Here is a 20,001-nt window from a genome sequence, read left to right as displayed (position 1 = left end):
CCCGGGCCTGGACGGCCGGGGCCAACGTGGAAGGGCTGGACAAGGCCGAGGCCGTCCGCGCCATCCAGCGGGCGGAGGGCTTCGACGCCTGCTACGGATGCGGCTGCTGGGACACCTGCGGCCAGTACCACTGCGCCTTCCGAGAGGACTGCGTACTCATCCAGGTGATCGAGGACCCCTGCCGCGTGGTGGCCTGCGACATTCCCGAAGAACCGGAGCCTCGATGAATCCCGTCCGGACGCAAGAGCCCGCAGGGGGCTCGTCATGATCGACGAAGAGGAGCGCGAAGCGCTTTCCCGCCTGTATCTGGCGAGCCGCCGCAACGACAAAAGCGCCTACACTGCCGCCCTGCTGCGCTTCCTGGCGGCCTCGCCCCTCGTGGACGCCTGCGCTCCCAAAACCCTGTGGGAGCCGGCCAAGGCGCGCTTCGTGCTGGACATGGTTCTGCGCACGGAGTCCGTGCCTGGAAACATCGTGGAACTCGGGGTGTTTCAGGGCGGGGGCACCTTCCTCGTGGCGCGAATGCTCAAGGCCATCTCCTCCGGGCGCGTCATCGTCGGCGTGGATTCGTTCGAGGGTCTGCCCGAACCCGTGGAGCAGGACGCCGACGATTCCGGAGTCGCGCGGTTCCACGCGGGCATGTTCCGGGACGGGTCCTCCTACCACTACACGCAGCAGATGGCCCGGGTGCTCCACCTGGAGGAACGCGTGCGCTTCATCAAGGGCTATTTTTCGGACGTGCTTCCGGAACTGGCCCGGGAGGGATGCCGCACCTCGCTGGTTATCGTGGACCCGGACCAGTACTCGGGAACCATGCAGGCCCTGGAGACCTTTTACGATCTCCTGTCGCCAGGGGGCGTGGTGATCGTGGACGACTACGGCTGCGCCTCGTCCATGGGCGTGCAGCGCGCCGTGGACGAGTTCCTGGCCGGGAGGCCGGAACGGCTGGAGTCCGGTGCGCTGTCCATGGTCTGGTTCCGAAAGATCTGAACCCAGGCAGGGGCGCCGAAAGGAAAAAGGGCACTTGGACATTCGTCCAAGTGCCCGTGGTTCTTGGTCGGGATGAGAGGATTCGAACCTCCGGCCTCTGCGTCCCGAACGCAGCGCTCTAGCCAAGCTGAGCTACATCCCGTTGCGGCGAGGAGGGCTATCTAAACGAGAGCGGCAGGTTTGGCAAGCACGATTTCATGTTGTCAACGTGGCTCACTATCTAGTACAAATGACGTGACATGCCGTGTAGTCACCCTGCTCAGGGATCGCTCATTCCGGCCGCGAGTCGGCCGTCACGCAACAAGCAAAGGATGTGATCGTGATCAGCGTTGTCGTGGTCGACGATTCGGCCTTCATGCGAAAGGCCCTGGCCTCCATGCTCGAAAAGGACCCGGAGATCCGGGTCGTCGCTACGGCCCGCGACGGCCAGGAGGGCCTGGAGGTCATCCGCAAGCACAATCCCGACGTCATCACCCTCGACATCGAAATGCCGCGCATGGACGGGCTCACGGCCCTGCGCCACATCATGATGGAAATGCCCAAGCCCGTGCTCATGGTCAGCTCCCTCACGGTGGAGGGCGCCGAGGCCACGCTCAAGGCCATGGAACTGGGCGCGGTGGACTTCATCCCCAAGCAGCTTTCCAAGGTGTCCCTGGACATCGTGAAGATCGAAGAGGACCTGCAGGCCAAGGTCAAGCAGGTGGCGCGGCGCAAGCTGCGTCCGCCCATGTCCCTGCGCAGGCCCTGCCCCCCGGCCGGAGGCGTCCCCTGCGCCCCTGCCCCTTCCGCATCGGCAGCAGAGCCCCGCAGGGACGTGACGAGGCCCTCGGGTTCGGTGTTGCGCGACGTGGTGGCCATCGGCGTCTCCACGGGCGGCCCACCTGCCGTGCAGAACGTGCTCTCGGCCCTGCCCAAGGATTTCCCGGCGGCCATCATCATCGCCCAGCACATGCCGGCGGCCTTCACAGGCCCCTTCGCCAAACGCCTGGACGGCATCTGCCAGGTGAGCGTCAAGGAGGCCGAAACCGGAGACAGGCTCGCCCCGGGGCAGGTGTTCATCGCCCCGGGGGGAAAACACCTGAAACTCCACCAGAAGGTGAGCCGCGTGGAGATCGAGATCACGGGCGAACCCGCCGAAGCCCTGTACAAGCCCTCGGCCAACGTGCTGGTGGCCTCGGCCGCCGAGGCCGTGGGCAAGCGCGCCCTGGGCGTGATCCTCACGGGCATGGGGTCCGACGGCCTGGAGGGCGTGAAAGTCCTCAAACAGAAGGGCGGGCGCGCCCTGGCCCAGTCCGATTCCACCTGCGTGGTCTACGGCATGCCCAAGGCCATCGTGGACGCCGGCCTGGCCGACGAGATCGTGGACATCGACGAGATGGCGCACGCCATCATGAGCAACCTGTACAAATAGACCAACGCGCCGCCACCTTCGCGGCGCCGGGGACACTATGGGCGAGCATGACGAACTGTTGAGCCAGCTCCGATCCGGCGATGTCGAACTGGAGCGCGAAGCCGCGTTCGCGGCGGGCGACGGCAAGATCCTCGAGGCCGTGCCGCTGCTCGTCACGCTGGTGCAAAGCCAGAATCTCGGGGTGCAGGAAGCCGCGGACCGCGCCCTGCGCCTGATCGGCGGCCCCGCCGTGGTGCAGGCCATCGCCCCTCTCCTGCGCTCCGACGATCCCCCCGCTCGCAACATCGCCATGGACGTCATGCGCGAGGTGGGCGACCAGGACTTCCCCACCCTCGTGGCGCTCCTGCACGACAACGACCCGGACATGCGCATCTTCGCCTCGGACATCATGGGCTCCACCAACACCGTGCAGGCCGTGTCCCCCCTGTGCGACGCCCTGCTCAAGGACCCCGAGGTCAACGTGCGCTACCAGGCCGCCGTGAGCCTGGGCGTGCTGGGAAAGCCCGAAGCAGCCAAGTGCCTGAACAAGGCCCTTGCCGACGACGAATGGGTGCAGTTCGCCGTCATCGAATCCCTGGCCAAGATCCGCGACGAATCCTCCGTGAGCGCCCTGGTGGGCGCGCTGGGCAAGTCCACGGATCTTGTGGCCTCCATGATCGTGGACGCCCTGGGCGAGATCGGCAACATCAAGGCCGTGACCATGCTCATCAAACGCCTGGACGACTCGCCTGCGGCCCTGCGCAACAAGATCTGCAAGGCCGTGGTGAACATCCTGGGCGGCAAGTCGCTCACGCTGCTCTCCGAGCACGAACGGGAAAAGTTCCGGGAATACCTGGTGGCGGCCCTCCTGGACGAGGACGAGGAAATCCAGGACGCCGCCGTGCACGGGCTGGCTTTCGTGGGCGGCGAGAAGCCCGCCCGGGCCGTGCTGGCGCTGGCGGGATCACTGGACCCGGATCGGGCTCAGGAACGCATCGAACTGTGCGTGGATTCCCTGACCACCATGGGGCTCAGCCGGGCGCTGGAAGAGTCTCTGGCGTCCGGGGCGCCCCCCGAAACCCTCGTGGCCGTGGAGGCCCTCTCGCGCATCGGCGGCGAGCAGGTTTCCAGACTCTTCATGGACACATTCTGGAAGCGCGACCGCGACGTGCAGCGCGCCATCGCCGGAGCCCTGCTCAAGGTCGCCGGGGCCGAGGCCGTGGATTTCTTCCTGGACGTTCTGGACCGACACGCCGACGGAACGGTGCTCAAGGGGGCCATCGCCTTCCTGGGCCAGAAGATGCGCGTGGCCAATGCCGCAGAGCGCATCTTCTCCCTGCTGGGCCACCCCTACGACGACGTGAAGGAAGCAGCCCTGGAGGCCTGCGTGGCCCTGGGCAGCGAGGAAATGAACGAACGCTTCCTGGTGATGGCCGGTTCCTCCGATCCACTGGATCGGCTCATGGCGGTCTACGCCCTCGGGCGCATCGATCTGGAGAAGAACGTCGAGGCACTCCGCGCCGCCCTGGAAGACGAGGTGCCCGACATCCGCAAGGTGGCCCTGGAAGCCGTGGCCCAGCTCTGCGGACCGGAATCCGACGGCCTGAACCTCCTGGTGTCGCGGCTAATGGATGAATCGCGCGAGGTGCGTCTGGCCGTGGTGGAGCAGATCGGCAACTGCTCGCTCAAGGAAGGCAACGAGTACCTCGTGCAGGCCCTGGACGACCCGGACGACTGGGTGCGCATCCGGGCCATGGAAGCCCTGGGCATTCGCTGCGCCGAAGAGGCGGTCCCCCGGCTGGTGGAACTGTTGGAAAGCCCCAACAAACTCCTGGCGCTCAAGGTCATCGAGACCCTGGGCGAGATCGGTGGAAAATCGGCCTTCCGGGCTCTCTTGGATGTTGTTGGCTCGCAGGATCAGGAACTGTCGGAAGCGGCCGAGAACGCCATCTCGAAAATCCAGGACGAGCAGGGAGAGGATCGTTAAATGTCCTCACTTTTCTCCAAAACCATCTCCCTGCGCAAGGAGCTCAAGATCGCGGACTCGGAGTTCGTGCAGCTCAGGGATTACATTTACCAGCAGTCCGGCATCTACATCGCCGACAACAGGAAATACCTCCTGGAGAACAGGCTGGCCAACCGCCTGAAGGAGCTCAACCTCAAGAGCTTCGCGGAATACTACCATTTCTTGCAGTACGATCCGGGCAAGCGCCAGGAACTCAACCGCCTGTTCGAAGTGGTGACCACCAACGAAACGAGTTTCTACCGCAACCCGCCGCAGCTTGCCGTGTTCCAGAACAACGTCCTCTCCGAGGTGCTGGACCGCCAGCGCAAGTCGGGCCAGCGCAAGCTGCGCATCTGGTCGGCCGGGTGCTCCACCGGAGAGGAACCCTACACCCTGGCGATCATCCTGCACGAGGTGCTCAAGTCGGAAATCGCCAGTTGGGACATACGCATCACGGCCAACGACCTCTCCGAGGGCGTGCTGGCCTCGGCCAGGCGCGGCGTCTACAACGACTACACCCTGCGCACCACGCCCAAAGAGATCGTGGCCCGGTACTTCATTGCCGAGGACGGCAAATTCACCATCAAGCCCGAAGTGAAGCGCCTAGTGACGTTCGGACAGATCAACCTGAGCGACAAGACCATGCTCAAAAGGGTGGATCGCTCCCAGATCGTCTTTTGCCGCAATGTAATCATTTATTTTGATGACGATATGAAAAAGAACGTCATCAGTTCGTTCTACGACAATCTGCTGCCAGGCGGTTATCTGCTGATCGGACATTCAGAGTCGTTGCACAATATCTCGCGGGCGTTCAAGCCCAAGCATTATCCGGGGGCGATCGTCTATCTCAAGGAAGGATAAAGTAATCCGGAGGTTGTCCGACAATAACTCGAGAGAGGCGGCGCATGTCGGCCTCGTGCACCGGAGACGAAGTGGGTTGTTCCGTACTGGCGGTGGCCAATCAGAAAGGCGGGGTGGGCAAGACCACCACCGCGCTCACGCTGGGGGCCGCGCTGACCCGTATGGGCCGGAGAACCCTCGTCATGGACCTCGACCCCCACGGGTGCGCCTCGGTCCATCTGGGTCACTTCCCGGAGAACGTGCCAGTGTCCGCCTACGACCTGCTCCTGTCCGAGGGCTTCGACGAGGGGCTGTGGGGCAGGGCGCTCATCCGGGGAGCGGAAGGCCGCATGGACATGGTGGCCAGCAACGTGCGCCTCTCGGAGTTGGACATCGACCTGAAAGGCCGCGAGAACAAAGGGCTTTTGTTGAAGAAACTTTTGGGCGAGGCCGCCAGTGACTACGATTTCGTCATCCTGGACTGCCCGCCGAACATGGGAGTGTTGCTGGTGAACGCGATGGTGGCCTCGAATCTTCTGATCATCCCGATCCAGACGGATTTTCTGGCCCTGCACGGGCTGAGGCTCATCTTCGACTCCATCCGGCTGCTCAACAAGGTGTTGCCCCGGCCTGTGGCCTGGCGCGCCCTGGCCACCATGTTCGACCGGCGCGCCGGCGCCTGCCGCAGGGTGCTGCACCTGCTGCGCGGCAAGCTCGGCCCGAAGCTGTTCGAGACCGTCATCGACATGGACACCCAGTTCCGCGAGGCCAGCGCCTCGGGAGGCGTGATCTACGACATCGCCCCGGATTCGCGAGGGGCGCGGGAATACATGGCCCTGGCCAAGGAAATCGTGACGCCGTGAAGACACTGGAAGACTACTTCGCCCAGAGCGTGGCCCTGCCCGACCAGGAAGGCCCCAAGGACCTCAACGGGTTCGAGAGGGAATTCCTGGAAAAATACGTGGGCATGGGCTGGGAGAACTCCTCCCAGGGCAGGGCGCTGGCTTCTCCGGTGCAGGCCGAGCAGGTGATGGCCCCGCCGCCGGACCGCCAGGATGTCCCCGAAGGGGACGACCTCGAATCGCGCCTGATGGCCGAGGAAGAGTTGCGCCTTGTGAGCTTCCACGTGCAGGCCGAGGTGTTCGCGGTGCCCATCATGCTGGTGCAGGAGGTGCTGCGGGCCGTGCCCGCCACGAGGCTTCCGGCCGCGCCTCCCCACTTGGCAGGCGTCACCAACCTGCGCGGGAAGGTCACCCCCCTGGTGGACCTGGCCTGTCTGCTGGGGCTTCGCGAAGAGCGCGGCCAGCCCGACAACTTTCTTATCGTATGCCGCCTGCACGGCATGCAGATCGGCCTGCTCGTGCGGGCCATCGACACCATGTACCGCGCCCCCCGCGCGGACATCGAATGGGGCATCGAGTCCCAGCTTGGGGTCAGCGCAGGGCTCATGGCCGGGCTCTACAAGTCCGGCGACCGGCTGATCCAGATCCTGTCCATCAGCCGTTTGTTCCAGAAAGTGCTCAAGAGCTAGGAGCCGACAATGTCCAAGACGATCCTCATCGTGGATGATTCGAAAACGGTGCGCAACCTTGTAGCCTTCATCATGAAGAAGGAAGGCTTCAAGGTGGTCACTGCCGAGGACGGCCTCGACGGGCTGGAGCGGCTCTATTCGGCCGACCGCATCGATCTGATCATCTCAGACATCAACATGCCGCGCATGGACGGCTTCACGTTCATCAAGAGCGTTCGCGAGCAGGAGGCCTACCGCGACATACCCATCGTGGTTCTCTCCACCGAAGGCCAGGAGAAGGACATCCAGGCCGGTCTCTCCATCGGCGCGAACATGTACATGGTCAAGCCGGCCCAGCCGGAGAAAATGCTCAAGAACGTCAAGATGCTCCTCGGCTAAGGGCACGGACAGGGACACGTCGCCATGCCTTTCGACTCATCAACCGCTGGTCTTCGCGCGCCGCGAAACAGCAGGCTGGGACTGTGTCCCGGCCGAGGCGCCAACCGGGAGGGGACGTCCTTGCGAGGTCATGCATGAACCAGGATTTCATGGATCCGGAACTCTTCGCCGATTTCATCGTCGAAGCGAAGGAACACCTCGAGACCATCGAGCCCAACCTCCTGGAACTGGAAAAGAACCCGGCCAACCTGGGCCTTCTCAACGAAATTTTCCGGCCCATGCACTCGCTCAAGGGCGCGTCGGGCTTTCTGGGGCTCAACCAGATCAACGGTCTGGCCCACAAGGCGGAAAACATCCTGGACGAGTTGCGCAAGGGCAACATCGCCGTCACGGCCAACATCATGGACGTGATCCTGGCCGCGACCGACGCCCTGCGCACCATGATCGACAGCCTCGAAGCCCAGGGCTACGAGGGCGAACTGGACACCGCGCCCATCATCGCCCGCATCGAGGCCATCCTTGCCGGCGAGGACGAGTCCCCGGTCGTAACGGCTCCTGTTGGCGAGCAGATCGCGGAGGAAGAGTCCCCCGAAACAGCATCCCAGGAGGAACCCATGGGCAGGCCCGATACGCCGTCTGGGGGCGAAAGCCGCGGGTTCATCATGCCTGAGGTGACGGAAACAGGCCCCCCGTATGCCCTTCAGGCCATCGGGGAGGGACACCTCACCGATTTCCTGGAAGAGGCCCAGGAGATCATCGAGAACCTCAACGCCTCGCTGCTGGAACTGGAAAAGGATCCTGGCGCGGGCGGGGAACTGGTCAACGACACCTTCCGCTATTTCCACAACCTCAAGGGCAACTCCGGCATCATCGGGCACAAGGAGATCAACTCCCTCACTCACGAGGCCGAAACCCTGCTCAACAAGGTGCGCAAGGGCGAAATGTCCGCCACCTCCCGCATGATCGACCTGCTCCTGGGCACCGTCGACATGATGGAGACGCTGGTTTCGCGCATCGATCCCAAGCACAACCAGGCCATCCCCCTGGACATCGGCTTCCTGGTGGAAAAACTCCAGCAGGCCGTGGCCACTGGCGACGTGGACTTCGGCGAACAGGCCGTGATCGACGACGCTCCCGAACCGGCGCCCGAACCGGCGCCCCAGCCCGAGCCTGAACCCGCAAAGGCCCCTGCGGCGAAGCCCGGCCCCGCGCCGCAGCCAGCGGCCGCCTCGCCAGACATCGACGACGAAGACAAGGAAATCTTCCGCGAAACCGTGGACCAGCAGCTGGCCAACATCCATCTGGCGCTGAGCGAACTGGCCAAGGACGGAACCAACAAGGAATACGTGGACGGGCTGTACCGATCCCTGGACAGCCTGCGCAACTCCTCCGGATACATGGGCCTGGGCGACATCAAGACCTATGCCGAACGCACTGCCGGCATGGTGGACCAGGCCCGCAAGTCCGGGCTCGACTTCGAGTTGATGCTCGACATCCTGCGCCAGGAGTGCTCCATCCTTGAAGACATGCTCCACAAGGTCATGGAGGGGATGGGTATCGCCCCTGGCGGGAGTGCGGCTTCTGACGCCGAGCCGGAGTCCGCTCCGGAACCGTCGTCCGCGCCTGCGCCGCTGCCAAAGCCCGATCCGGAACCCAAGCCTGCTCCTGCGCCTGCGCCAGCACCCAAGCCTGAACCCAAGCCTGAAGCCAGGCCGGAACCCAAGCCTGTTCCTGCGCCCAAACCTGCGCCAGCACCCAAGCCGGCCGCCGCGCCCGCGCCCAAGCCCGCTCCGAAGCCAGCCCCCCCGGCTCCCGCGCCCAAGGCAGACGCCGCGCCCCCAGCCGCCGCCCAGGCCCAGAGCGGAGCCAAGGCGTCATCCACCATCCGCGTGGACCACGAAAAGCTCGACCACCTCATGAACCTCATCGGCGAGCTGATCATCAACCGCAACCGCTACGCCCTGCTGGCCCGCTCGCTGGAAGAAGGCAAGCTCGACGTGCAGGCCATCGCCCAGCAGCTCACCGAGACCACCTACGCCATGGCCCGGCTCTCCGACGACCTCCAGGACACCATCATGAAGGTGCGCATGGTGCCCGTGTCGTCGGTGTTCTCGCGCTTCCCGCGCCTGGTGCGCGATCTCTCGCGCAAGTCCGGCAAGGAGGTGGAGCTCATCACCGAGGGCGAGGAGACCGAACTGGACAAGTCCGTGGTGGAGGTCATCGGCGACCCGCTGGTGCACCTGATCCGCAACAGCGTGGACCACGGCCTGGAGACCGAAGACGTGCGTCTGGCGGCGGGCAAGTCCGCCGTGGGCCGCGTATGGCTGCGCGCCTACCACCGGGGCAATTCCGTGGCCATCGAGGTGGAGGACGACGGCAAGGGCATCGACCCGGCCAAGATGCGCGAGGTGGCCATCCGCAAGGGCATCATGACCCCCGAGGAGGCCAAGAACATCGACGACCGCGACGCCCTGGAGATCATCTTCATGCCCGGCTTCTCCTCGGCCGAGACCATCACCGACATCTCCGGACGCGGCGTGGGCATGGACGTGGTGCGCACCAACATCAAGAACCTCAAGGGCACCGTCAACGTGACCAGCGAGGTGGGCAAGGGCACCAAGTTCACCATGGCCCTGCCGCTCACCCTGGCCATCATCGACGCCCTGATGGTCATGGTGGGCGACCAGACCTACGCCATCCCCCTGGACGCCGTGTCCGAGACCACCAAGATCGAGGTCAAGCGCATGACCGAGGTCAACAAGCGCAAGGCCGTCACCCTGCGCGGCGAGGTGCTGGGCATCATCGAACTGCGCGAGGTCCTGGAGCTGCCCCCGGCCGAGGACGCGGGCAAGGAGATCGTCTCCATGGTCATCCTCCAGGACAACGACCGCCGCCTGGGCGTGATCGTCGACAAGCTCCTGGAACGCCAGGAGGTGGTGATCAAACCCCTGGGCAGCTACCTCTCGGAGTTCGACATGCGCGGGCTCTCCGGGGCCACCATCATGGGCGACGGCTCCGTGGTGCTCATACTGGACCCCCACGAGATCTACCTGATGTCCACCTCCCAGCGCTGAGGCGCGGGGAGTCCGTGAAAAGCGAACGGCGGCCCCGCGAGGGGCCGCCGTTTTGCGTCGGAGCGAGGTCCGCACGGGGCTTGGGGGGCGCCCCGGCCTTGCTGTGGGGCAGCGAAAGCTGGAGCGCCGGGCGTCTTCAGCCCAGGAAGAAGCGCGCGCAGGCCGCCATCTGGCCGGCGAGGCCCAGCCAGGCCAGGATCGCTCCGGCCACGCAGTGCAGCTTCAGGCGCATGGGGTTCTGGCTGCGCGTCACCATGCCCCAGAGCAGGCAGGCCATGAGCAGCGCCAGCGCGCCGCCCGCCTCGCCCCAGAAAAAGACCGGGCGCAGAGGCAGGTCGCGCACGGCAGGCCACAGGGACGCGAAAAGTCCGCCCTGGGCCGCCAGGGCTGCCAGCGCGGCGAAGAGCGCCCATTTGCAGGCCATCTTCAGGGAGTAGACGTAGTAGTCGCGTCCGAAGTCGTCCTTGTCGCGCCGGTGGATCAGGTAGAGCGAGCCTGCGGCCCCGGCCAGGCAGAAGGCCATGGCCAGCATGCCGGGCAGGATGATCCAGGCCGTGGAGGCCGTGGGCGGCAGGAAAAGCGCCGGATCGGCCGAGGCCTCCAGGGGCGACACGGCGAAGTGGCGGAAGAAGGAGAGAAAAAGGTAGCCCAGGCCGAAGGCCGCAAGGCTGGCCGCCGTGCCGATGCCGGCGTGCAGGGCGCGCTGGTCCTTCATGGTCTGCCACGTGGCGCGGTACACCGCCGCCAGCACGGCGCACAGCGCCGCGCCGCCCGCCAGCGGGCCAAGAGGCAGGGGCCAGCCCAGCCAGAAGGACGCCGCCGCCGGGAAGAGCCTGTGGAGCGCAAACGCCCCCCCGGTCAGGCCCGACAGGGCGAGCAGTCCGACGAGGAGGGCGCAGGTGGCCGCCTGCTGGCCGAACTTGTCCCTGAAGACCTTGACCCGCTTGGGCGGGTTGAAGAGCAGGACGGCGCTGGCCAGGGGCAGCCCGGAAGCCGCCAGGGCCAGGGCAAGGGGCAGACACGCGAGGGCCGTGACGGCCGCATGGAGAAGATGCTCGTTCACGCTGGGACGGACTCCTTCTGATCGTTGGACCGAAGTGGGCGGGGCTTTTCTGCACCAAAAGGGCCTGGGATGCAACGCGCTAGCGCGCGTCGCGGAGCCATTTTCGGCCCGGCCCTTGCCATCACGGCAACACTCGATTATCGCATGAGAAAAATCGGAGGCACAGGTGCGTCTATTCGGCTTGATCGTTCTGGCCATGGGCCTTGTTGCAGGCGGCTGCGCCCAGAAGCAGCCCTCCCAGGACGCCGCGCGCCTGAACAACCTGGAATCCGGCTTCGCCAGGTTCCAGGAGCAGCAACGGGCTCGCGACGCCGACATGGAATTCAAGCTGCGCGAGATCGCCGCGCGTCTGGACGCCCTGACGGCGGGCAAGGCTCCCGGCAAGAAGGCGGTCAAGGACGTCGGACAGCCCCGGCACGCCCAGGCTCCGGCCTCGGGGGGGCTGCGCATCGTGGCGGGGCAGGTGATTCCTTATGCCTCCCTGGCAGGCCCGGCTCCTGCAGCCGCGTCCATGCCCGCTCCTTTGCCGTCTCCTTCGCCCGCTCCCGCCGTCCACGAGCCGCCCCGCCAGCCCGCCCCGGCCGAGGCGCCACGCGGCAAGCGCTCCAAAACCGGCGAACCTCAGCCAGTGGCCGCACCCGCTCCAGCTCCGCTTCCGGCCCCGGCGGCGCAGGCCCAGCCCACGCCGCCCGCAGTGCCCACGCCGCCCGCTCCTGCTGTTCCCACGCCGCCTGCTCCGGCTGCCGCCCCGGCCCCTGCCGCCCCGGCCCCCGGCCCCAAGGTGGGCGTGGAGGAGCAGCGCCTCTACACCGAGGCCCTGCGCGCCGTGTCCGCCAACCGCAACGACGAGGCCCGCAAGCGTTTCAACGAATTCCAGGCCAAGTTCCCCGGTTCCGCCAAGAATCCCGAGGTGCTCTTCTGGATCGGCGAGAGCTACATGGGCGACAAGAGCTACAATCAGGCCATTCTCTCCTTCAAGGACGTCACCGCGCGCTTCCCCGGCGACCCCAAGGCCGTTGAGGCCGTCTACCGCACTGCGGAAGCCTATGAGCGGCTGGGCGACAAGGCCAACGCCGCCTTCAACCTCAAACTCATCGTGGACGAGCACCCCAACTCGGACGTGGCCGGAAAGGCCAGGCAGAAGCTCAAGCAGCTGGGCCAGTAGCGACGTGACCGACAAGGAGCGCCAGGAATTCTGGGCCAGCCTGTGCCTGCGGCATTCTCCGGGGCTCGGGCCACGCACGGCCCGGCGCATCCTGGAGCATTTCGGTTGCGCCGCCCGGGCCGTGGACCAGGCCCGGGCCTGGTGCGACGCCGGGCTCGCCACGGCCCAGCAGTGCCAGGCCTTCGCCCTGGATTCCTGGAGGGAGGACGCCGAGAAGGAATTGCGCGCGGCCGAGGGCAAGACGCTTCAGGCCCTTGGCTGGGCCGATCCGCGCTATCCCCGGCGTCTGCGCGAAATCCCCGATCCGCCCCTGTTCCTCTACTGGTCGGGCAACGTGGAACTGCTGGACGCCCCGGCCGTGGCCGTGGTGGGCTCACGAGACTGCTCCCGCTACGGCGTGGACCTGGCCCGGCGGATCGCCCGGGAATTGTCCGGGCAGGGCGTCACGGTGATCTCGGGCCTGGCCCAGGGCATCGACAGGGAAGCCCACCTGGGCGGCCTGGAAGGACCGGGCGGCTCCGTTGCCGTGATGGGCACCGGGCCGGACCTCATCTATCCCTCGGCCAACCGCGACGTGTGGCAGGCCCTGGCCGAACGGGGGCTCATCCTCTCGGAGTTTCCGCCCGGAACCAAACCCCTGGCGGGCAATTTCCCCCTGCGCAACCGCATCATCAGCGGGCTCTCTCTCGGGGTGCTGGTGGTGGAGGCCAGCACGCGCTCCGGGTCGCTCATCACGGCGCGCCTGGCCATGGAGCAGGGCAGGGATGTCTTCGCCGTGCCTGGTCCGGTGTCGCTGCCCAGCTACCGGGGCTGCCACGAGATCATCAACCGCGGGGCCAGGCTCGTGCACTGCGCCCAGGACATCCTGGAGGAGCTCAAACCTCAGTTGGAGGCCTATCTGACGGAAAAGGGCGTCCCGGCCAGACCGCCGCGCCCCCGCTGCGCGGCAGACCGGGGGAGCCTCCTTCCCCAGGCCGCGCCCGCGCCGCCCGTCCGCAAGGGCCGTGGCGGGGGGCGCAAAGAGGCGGAACCCTTCGGCCCCGTGGCGAGGGGCGCTGTCGGCCCGCGAGACGCCGCGCCTTCCGTCCTCGGCGCGTCCGGCCCAGGCGACGCCTCGCAGGGAAACTGCGGCACGGCGGAGCGGCACGCCGCTCTGCGGACCGGGCGCGCTGTGGCGGGCCGACGCGCCGCGCGCCAGGATGCGGGAGCGTCGAGTCAGCAGGCAGCCCCGCCCGCGCACGACCCGGTCCTGGACGCCGGTGCCGACGGAGGCCTGGAGGCGAACCTTGCCGGGCATCTGGCCGCAGTGGGGGCCACGCACATCGACGCCCTCTGCCGCATCTTCGGCAGGGACGCGAAGGATTTAAGCCGCACCCTGGTGGTTCTGGAGCTGAAAGGGGTTGTGCGCAGGCTGCCCGGCGGGTACTATCTCACGGCCTGATCCAGGAAAGGAGCGACAACGGGCATGCAGAAGATCCCCCTGAACCTCGCCAAGGCGGGCTACGTGCTGGCCAAACCCGTTGCCCGGTCCGACGGCATGGTGGTGGCCCCCCAGGGCGCGGAGCTCACCGACTCCCTGCTGGACAAGTTCGACATGATGGGCGTGGAGCACGTGGTGGTGGAGGGCGAGCCCGTGCAGACAGACGGCGTGGCCTCCGGCACCAACTACGACGAACGCCTCAAACGACTGGACCACCTCTTCCGCCACCACGCGCAGGACCCCTGGATGAACCAGGTGAAGTCCCTCGTCACCCACTACTTCAAGCTGAAAATCGCCTCCAAGGCCGGTTAGCGGGGGAGTCCATGGCCGAAGACCTCAAGCTCGAACGCAAGAACCAGATCCTCGCGGTCAAGGATCTGCCCACCCTGCCCAAGGTTCTGGACGAGGTCTCGCGGCTGGTCCGGGACCCGGATTCCTCCACCGAACAGATCGCCAAGCTCATCGCCATGGACCAGGTGCTCTCGGCCAAGGTGCTCAAGATGGTCAACTCGCCCATCTACGGCTTCCCCGGGCGTATCAGCTCCATCCACCACGCCCTGGTGCTCCTGGGGTTCAACGTGCTGCGCGGGGTGATCGTGTCCACGTCGGTGATGGACATCATGCTCCAGAACATGGTGGGCCTGTGGGAGCACTCGGTGGGCTGCGCCCTGGCCAGCGCCACGGTGGCCCGCCATGTGGGCCTCAAGGACGTGGAGGACGTGTCCGTGGCCGGGCTTCTGCACGACCTGGGCAAGGTGGTCTGCGCCGTGCAGCTGCCAGAGATGAAGACGAGCATCGAGGCAATGGTCAAGGCCCAGGACATGACCTACATCGACGCCGAGAAGGCCGTGTTGGGCTTCGGGCATGACCGCGTCAACGCCTGGATCGCCGACCACTGGAAGCTGCCCCCGGCCATCAAGGAGGGCATCAGCTACCACCACAAGCCCCAACTGGCGCGGCTCTACCCCGACGTCGCCTGTTGCGTGCACCTGGGCGACTTCATGGTGCGCCTCTTCGAATACGGCTCCGGCGGGGACGACAGCGTTCTCTACCTGGAGCCCGACGTGCTCAAGAAGCTCAAGCTCAAGCCCGCGGACCTGGAAAAGATCCTGGACCTGCTGGCCGAACAGTTCCTGGAAATCGCCGACCTCTCCTTCGTCTGAGCATGAGCGCCCAGGACGCCTGCCGCCTCCCCCGCCCCCAGAACGTCTATCTGCTCTCGGCGGATCAGGACCTCAAGAACATCCTGACAGAACTCTGGGATGACGGCCAGTTGCGCCTCACCTGCTTCGAGCGGGGCAGGGGGGCCATCGAGGTGCTCTTCAACGAGCTGCCCGACCTGCTCATCGTGGACCACGATCTCCCCGACATGCCGGGCCTGGACCTGGTGAACCTCGTCAAGAGCGAGAACGTCTACCGCCAGCTCCCCGTGATCCTGGTGATCCGCGAGGAGAGCCTGCTCACCGGCGCGGACTGGTGCTCCGCCGAGGTGGACGACCTCATCGTCTGGCCCTCCACCCCGGCCCGGCTCAAGGCCCGCGTCTACCTGACCATCGCCCGGGCCTCGCGCGCCTTCGACGCCAACCCCCTCTCCAAGCTCCCCGGCAACACCTCCATCATCCAGCGCATCCAGGAGATGATCGACCGCCAGGAGGACTTCGCCCTGGCCTACGCCGACCTGGACTACTTCAAGAGCTTCAACGACAAGTACGGCTTCTCGCGCGGCGACGAGGTGCTCATGATGAGCGCGCGCATCATCGTCAACACCATCCGGGGCTTCACGGGCGTGCGCTCCTTCGTGGGCCACGTGGGCGGCGACGACTTCGTGTTCATCCTGCCCCCCGACAAGGTGGAGCTGGCCTGCCAGCGCATCGTGGAGAACTTCGACTCCATCGTCCCGCATTTCTACGACGAGGACGACCGCGCCAAGGGCTACATCCAGTCCACGGACCGCGAGGGCAACATGCGCACCTTCCCGCTCATGGCCATCTCCATCGCCGTGGTCTTCAACATCGGGGGCCGCCTCAAGCACTACGGCGAGGCCTCCCAGATCGCCATGACCCTCAAGAAGAAGGCCAAGGAAAATCCCAAGAGCAACTATGTGCTCGACAAGCGCCAAGCCTGACGGGACGCCGCAGCAGCTCGAAAACGCCCGGGGGGCCCGCATGTGCCCGACAAGCGCCAGGCCTGACGATCCACCGGTCCTGTCCGAAAATGCCCAGGGATTCCTGGCCTGGCTGGCCGTGGAGAAAGGCTACGCCCACGCCACCCTGGATGCCTACCGCGACGACCTGGAGGCCTTCGAGCGTTTCCTGGCAGGACGCGGCCTGAGCACGGCCGCGCCCAAAGCCATCGGGCGGCGCGAGATGCAGGGCTTCCTGGCCGAGCAGCACCGGCTGCGGCAGGCCCGCTCCAGCATGGGGCGCAGACTCTCCTGCCTGCGGGGTTTCTTCAAGCACCTCATCCGTCGGGGCGCACTGGCCAAAAGCCCCCTGGATGGCCTGTCCAACCCCAAACAGCCCCGCACCAACCCCAAGAGCCTCAACGTGGACCAGGCCTTCGCCCTGCTGGACTCCGCCCAGCAGGGCGGCGACCCCGTGCAGGCCCGGGACAAGGCCCTGGCCGAGTTGCTCTACGGTTCGGGGCTGCGCGTCTCCGAGGCCCTGGGCCTCAAGCTGAACGACGTGGACGCGAACGGAGGGCTTGCCCGGGTGACCGGCAAGGGCTCCAAGGAACGCCTGGCCCCTCTTTCCGACACCTGCCGCCAGGCCCTTGCGACCTACCTGGCCCTGCGACACGCCTTCTCGCCAGCACCGGCGGAGCAGGCGCTTTTCCTCGGGCTCAAAGGCAAGCCCTTGCAGCGCAGGCAGGCCAACCGCATCCTGGAGGGCCTGAGCCTCCAGGCCGGGCTGCCCGTGAGCGTGAACCCCCACGCCCTGCGCCACAGCTTCGCCAGCCACATGCTCCAGTCCGGGGCGGACATGCGCGCCGTGCAGGAACTCCTGGGCCACTCGCGGCTCTCCACCACCCAGCGCTACACCCACCTGAACCTGGACCAGATCACCCGCGCCTACGACAAGGCCCATCCCAGGTCCGGGACCGGAGAGGCGGGCGCGGTGGGCGAAGCGGGCAAGGCCGGTCAGGCTGTCGGAGCGGGCATGACTGGCGAGACCTTCAACGCCGGTCAGGAAGCCAAAGGCAGCAAGGGCCGCAAGACGGGAAAGGCTGGCAAGAGTGGCGAGACCGTCAAGGCTGTCGGGGCAGACAGGATTGGCAATCCAGCTGAGGCCGGCAAGCCCGTCAAGGGCGTCAAGGCCGTCAAGGCGGGCAAGCTCGCCAAGCCTGTCGAGGCGGGCAAAGCCGACAAGCCCGGCAGGGCGGGCAGACGCGGACAGGAGGAGGGGTAGGGCGGTCCGGCGGCCCGGGGGGCGGGTGCGGCCCGAGTGGACGCCTCAACCAATTCTTGCCATTTTTTCCCAATAGGGTCATTCTGCGCAAGCTTTCCAGGCTGAGTCCATCCGTTATCCCCAACGTGCAAAAGGCCGGCAGGCGGCGAGAGGGGGCGCTTTCCCGGCGCCCGCGAGGCTTCGGTCATGTCCAAGAACAAACCCGCGCCGATCATCGTCAAGAAGGAAGAGGGCGGCCACGGCGGACACCACGGCGGCAGCTGGAAGGTTGCCTACGCGGACTTCGTCACGGCCATGATGGCCCTGTTCCTGCTCTTGTGGCTCACCATGGCGCTCAAGCCCCAGCAGAAGGTGCAGCTCTCGGCCTTCTTCCAGGACCAGGAACTGCCCAAGCGCGAAAAGCCCGAGGAAACCGTGGTGATGCCCACCTACATCGCCAAGGACGCCCAGCAGGGCACGCCGCAGTTCAAGCTCTCCCAGGAGGAGCAGTTCAAGTACGAAGTGGCCCTGATGATCAAACAGCTCATGGACAACAACCCCAACCTCCAGAAGAACTCGGGCGTGAGCTCCCAGAAGGTCGGCGTGCTCCTGCACGTGAACTCCTCCGTGATGTTCCAGCCCGGCTCGCCCGCCCTCAAGCCCGAGGCCCTGAAACTCCTGGACGACGTGGTGGGCACTCTGAAGAAGATCAAGGTCAACCTCGTGGTGCGCGGCCACACCGACGACATCGAGGCCGGAAAGAACAGCAACGTCTCCAAGTTCGAGCTCTCGGCCCTGCGCGCGGCAACCTGCGTGCGCTACATCATCGAGAAGGGGGGCATCACGGCCACGCGCGTCAAAGCAGCGGCTTACGCCGACAGCATGCCCATCGCCCCCAACACCTCCGACCAGAACCGGGGCATCAACCGCCGTGTGGAATTTTTCTACCATTCCGAAGACATGGCGAACATCTATTAGGTCGGCGTCCCCCATGCCCCCGCGCCTCGCGCACCACAGGCCGTGATCACCCTGCTCACGCCCGAAATCGCCTTTCCCGACCCCGAATCGGCCGGCCCGGACGGGCTCCTGGCCGTGGGCGGGGACCTTTGCGTCCCGCGCCTGCTCAAGGCCTACTCCGAGGGCATCTTTCCCTGGTACAACGACGAGCACCCCATCCTCTGGTGGTCGCCCGATCCCCGGCCCGTGCTCCTGCCGCGCAGGCTGCGCCTGGACCGCCGCTTCCGCCGATATCTGGCCACGCACCCCTTCCGGGTGGAGGCCGACCGCGACTTCCAGGCAGTGATCAGCGCCTGCGCCGTGGCCGAACGCCCCGGCCAGGCCGGGACGTGGCTCACTGCGGACATGATCCGCGCCTATGTGCGCCTGCACCACGCCGGGCACGCCCACTGCGTGGAATGCCGTCTGGACGGACGCCTCATGGGCGGGATATACGGCGTGGCCGTGGGGCGCGCCTTTTTCGGGGAGTCCATGTTCCACGCGTGCTCCCACGCCTCCAAGGTGGCCTTCGCGCATCTGGTCTGGCATCTGGCGGACCTGGGCTTCCTGTTCATGGACTGCCAGCAGGCCACGCCCCATGTGATGCGCTTCGGTGCAGTGGAGATCCCCCGGCGCGATTTCACGGCCCTGGTCCGGCGCGCGGCAGCCGTGCGCGCGGAGCCCGGCAAATGGTCAACCCCGGCCTGGTGGAGCGATCCCCGGGCCGTCAAGGAGAGAGCCCGTGCAAGCTGAACAGATCGTCCTGGACGTTCGCGGCAAGTGTTGAGGGGTGGGCGCGGAGGTCGGGTGGCACCTCCGGTTTGTCCAGGCCAGCGTGGTGGACGTGTGGGCCAATCCGTCGCAGGCGCCCGTCTTCCGGGAGCTGGCGGCCACGTTCGGGCAGTGGACCCTGGCCGAGGAGAAGGTGGGCGACGCCCTGCGCCTGCGTTTCCAGCGCAAGGCCTCGCTCTGAGGAGTCTGTCGTGCGACTTCCCTGGCTGATACCAATTCTGTTTTTGTCCCTGGCGGTCCTCTCGCCCCTGGCGGGCTGCGACTCCGCGCCCTACACGGAGCGCAGGCAGCTCATCGTCATCCCCGAGAGCCAGGAGCGGGCCATGGGGGCGCGCGCCGCGCGCGACATCCTCCAGACAGAGCGCCAGAGCCGCAACCCCAAACTCTCCGACGCCGTGACCCGCGCGGGCAAGCGCATCGCCGCCGTGAGCGGCCGGCCGGACCTGGACTGGGCCTTCTACGTGCTGGAAAACGACACCGTGCCCAACGCCTTCTGCCTGCCCGGCGGGGCCATCTTCGTCTACACGGGCCTGTTCAAGTACGTGCAGAACGAGGACCAACTGGCCACAGTGATGGCCCATGAGGTGGCCCACGCCCTAGCGCGCCACGGCGCGGAACGCGCAACCCTGGAGATGGCCACCCAGTTCGGGGCCATGCTCCTGGACATGTTCCTGAGCGAAGAGGACCCGCGCCTGGGCCAGCTGGCCAGCAAGGTCTGGGGCAACGGGGCCAGCCTGGGCATGATGCTCCCTTACAGCCGCAAGCAGGAGTTGGAGGCCGACGCCATCGGGCTTCGGCTCATGCGGCAGGCCGGCTACGACATGAACGCCGCCCTGGCCTTCTGGGAGAACATGAAGAAGAACCCCCAGGCCTCGCGGGTGTTCGCCTTCCTTTCCACCCACCCCACCGAC

At 66.4% G+C, this 20,001-nt stretch carries 19 protein-coding genes, 1 tRNA gene and 1 pseudogene; 19 read left to right on the top strand and 2 right to left on the bottom strand.

What is annotated here, in order from left to right; genetic code table 11:
• Together ACV4UX_RS10555 and ACV4UX_RS10550 are read left to right on the top strand one after the other, a co-directional pair.
• Window positions 1-227: pseudogene (locus tag ACV4UX_RS10555) on the top strand (hypothetical protein); the annotation flags it as partial.
• 37 nt (window positions 228-264) lie between these two features.
• The gene (locus ACV4UX_RS10550) at window positions 265-990 is read left to right on the top strand and encodes a TylF/MycF/NovP-related O-methyltransferase (protein ID WP_491593249.1); all 726 of its coding nucleotides are present in this window, start codon (window positions 265-267) and stop codon (window positions 988-990) included.
• A 64-nt stretch (window positions 991-1,054) separates the two neighbouring features.
• On the opposite strand, the gene ACV4UX_RS10545 is transcribed toward ACV4UX_RS10550, so the two are convergent.
• A tRNA-Pro gene (locus ACV4UX_RS10545) sits at window positions 1,055-1,132 on the bottom strand.
• 177 nt (window positions 1,133-1,309) lie between these two features.
• On the opposite strand from ACV4UX_RS10545, the gene ACV4UX_RS10540 reads away from it, so the two are divergent.
• The 7 genes from ACV4UX_RS10540 (at window position 1,310) to ACV4UX_RS10510 (ending at window position 10,208) form a co-directional block, all read left to right on the top strand.
• Entirely contained in the window at window positions 1,310-2,401 is a 1,092-nt protein-coding gene (locus ACV4UX_RS10540) for a protein-glutamate methylesterase/protein-glutamine glutaminase (RefSeq protein ID WP_491593248.1), read from the top strand.
• A 37-nt stretch (window positions 2,402-2,438) separates the two neighbouring features.
• Entirely contained in the window at window positions 2,439-4,367 is a 1,929-nt protein-coding gene (locus ACV4UX_RS10535; protein ID WP_491593247.1) for a HEAT repeat domain-containing protein, read from the top strand.
• Window positions 4,368-5,246, top strand: coding sequence for a CheR family methyltransferase (locus ACV4UX_RS10530; protein ID WP_491593246.1), 879 nt, complete (start codon window positions 4,368-4,370; stop codon window positions 5,244-5,246).
• Window positions 5,247-5,317: 71 nt separating this feature from the next.
• Complete coding sequence (locus ACV4UX_RS10525) at window positions 5,318-6,088, top strand: ParA family protein (protein ID WP_491593245.1); 771 nt, start codon at window positions 5,318-5,320, stop codon at window positions 6,086-6,088.
• Window positions 6,085-6,756 (top strand): chemotaxis protein CheW, encoded by a 672-nt coding sequence (locus ACV4UX_RS10520; protein WP_491593244.1) that lies wholly within the window; start codon window positions 6,085-6,087, stop codon window positions 6,754-6,756. Before ACV4UX_RS10525 ends, ACV4UX_RS10520 begins: the two co-directional genes overlap by 4 nt.
• A gap of 9 nt (window positions 6,757-6,765) precedes the next feature.
• On the top strand, window positions 6,766-7,134 hold the full coding sequence (locus ACV4UX_RS10515; protein ID WP_173086606.1) for a response regulator: 369 nt from the start codon (window positions 6,766-6,768) through the stop codon (window positions 7,132-7,134).
• A 134-nt stretch (window positions 7,135-7,268) separates the two neighbouring features.
• A complete protein-coding gene (locus ACV4UX_RS10510; RefSeq protein WP_491593243.1) occupies window positions 7,269-10,208 on the top strand; it encodes a chemotaxis protein CheA in 2,940 nt (979 codons plus the stop codon).
• Window positions 10,209-10,344: 136 nt separating this feature from the next.
• Here ACV4UX_RS10510 and ACV4UX_RS10505 read toward each other — a convergent pair whose 3' ends face one another.
• Window positions 10,345-11,271 (bottom strand): hypothetical protein, encoded by a 927-nt coding sequence (locus ACV4UX_RS10505; RefSeq protein WP_491593242.1) that lies wholly within the window; start codon window positions 11,269-11,271, stop codon window positions 10,345-10,347.
• A 166-nt stretch (window positions 11,272-11,437) separates the two neighbouring features.
• Here ACV4UX_RS10505 and ACV4UX_RS10500 point away from each other — a divergent pair, with 166 nt between their 5' ends.
• The 10 genes from ACV4UX_RS10500 to ACV4UX_RS10455 form a co-directional block, all read left to right on the top strand.
• Complete coding sequence (locus ACV4UX_RS10500) at window positions 11,438-12,436, top strand: tetratricopeptide repeat protein (protein ID WP_491593241.1); 999 nt, start codon at window positions 11,438-11,440, stop codon at window positions 12,434-12,436.
• A 4-nt stretch (window positions 12,437-12,440) separates the two neighbouring features.
• Window positions 12,441-13,877 carry a DNA-processing protein DprA gene (gene dprA, locus ACV4UX_RS10495; protein WP_491593240.1) on the top strand — a complete coding sequence of 479 codons (1,437 nt, stop codon included), beginning with the start codon at window positions 12,441-12,443 and terminating at the stop codon, window positions 13,875-13,877.
• Between the two features lie 24 nt (window positions 13,878-13,901).
• Entirely contained in the window at window positions 13,902-14,228 is a 327-nt protein-coding gene (locus tag ACV4UX_RS10490; protein ID WP_491593239.1) for a hypothetical protein, read from the top strand.
• A gap of 11 nt (window positions 14,229-14,239) precedes the next feature.
• Window positions 14,240-15,079 carry an HDOD domain-containing protein gene (locus ACV4UX_RS10485; protein WP_491593238.1) on the top strand — a complete coding sequence of 280 codons (840 nt, stop codon included), beginning with the start codon at window positions 14,240-14,242 and terminating at the stop codon, window positions 15,077-15,079.
• Window positions 15,080-15,081: 2 nt separating this feature from the next.
• Window positions 15,082-16,041, top strand: a complete 960-nt coding sequence (locus ACV4UX_RS10480; protein WP_491593237.1) for a GGDEF domain-containing protein — start codon at window positions 15,082-15,084, stop codon at window positions 16,039-16,041.
• Between the two features lie 40 nt (window positions 16,042-16,081).
• Window positions 16,082-17,323, top strand: a complete 1,242-nt coding sequence (locus ACV4UX_RS10475) for a tyrosine recombinase XerC (protein ID WP_491593236.1) — start codon at window positions 16,082-16,084, stop codon at window positions 17,321-17,323.
• 186 nt (window positions 17,324-17,509) lie between these two features.
• On the top strand, window positions 17,510-18,280 hold the full coding sequence (locus tag ACV4UX_RS10470) for an OmpA/MotB family protein (RefSeq protein WP_491593235.1): 771 nt from the start codon (window positions 17,510-17,512) through the stop codon (window positions 18,278-18,280).
• 42 nt (window positions 18,281-18,322) lie between these two features.
• Entirely contained in the window at window positions 18,323-19,051 is a 729-nt protein-coding gene (gene aat / locus ACV4UX_RS10465) for a leucyl/phenylalanyl-tRNA--protein transferase (RefSeq protein WP_491593234.1), read from the top strand.
• A 37-nt stretch (window positions 19,052-19,088) separates the two neighbouring features.
• Window positions 19,089-19,271 (top strand): hypothetical protein, encoded by a 183-nt coding sequence (locus ACV4UX_RS10460; RefSeq protein WP_491593233.1) that lies wholly within the window; start codon window positions 19,089-19,091, stop codon window positions 19,269-19,271.
• A gap of 10 nt (window positions 19,272-19,281) precedes the next feature.
• On the top strand, window positions 19,282-20,001 hold a 720-nt coding region (locus ACV4UX_RS10455; RefSeq protein WP_491593232.1), incomplete at its 3' end, for a M48 family metallopeptidase.

This window comes from Fundidesulfovibrio sp. (assembly GCF_058402725.1).
This window is presented reverse-complemented; position numbering and strand designations above follow the sequence as displayed.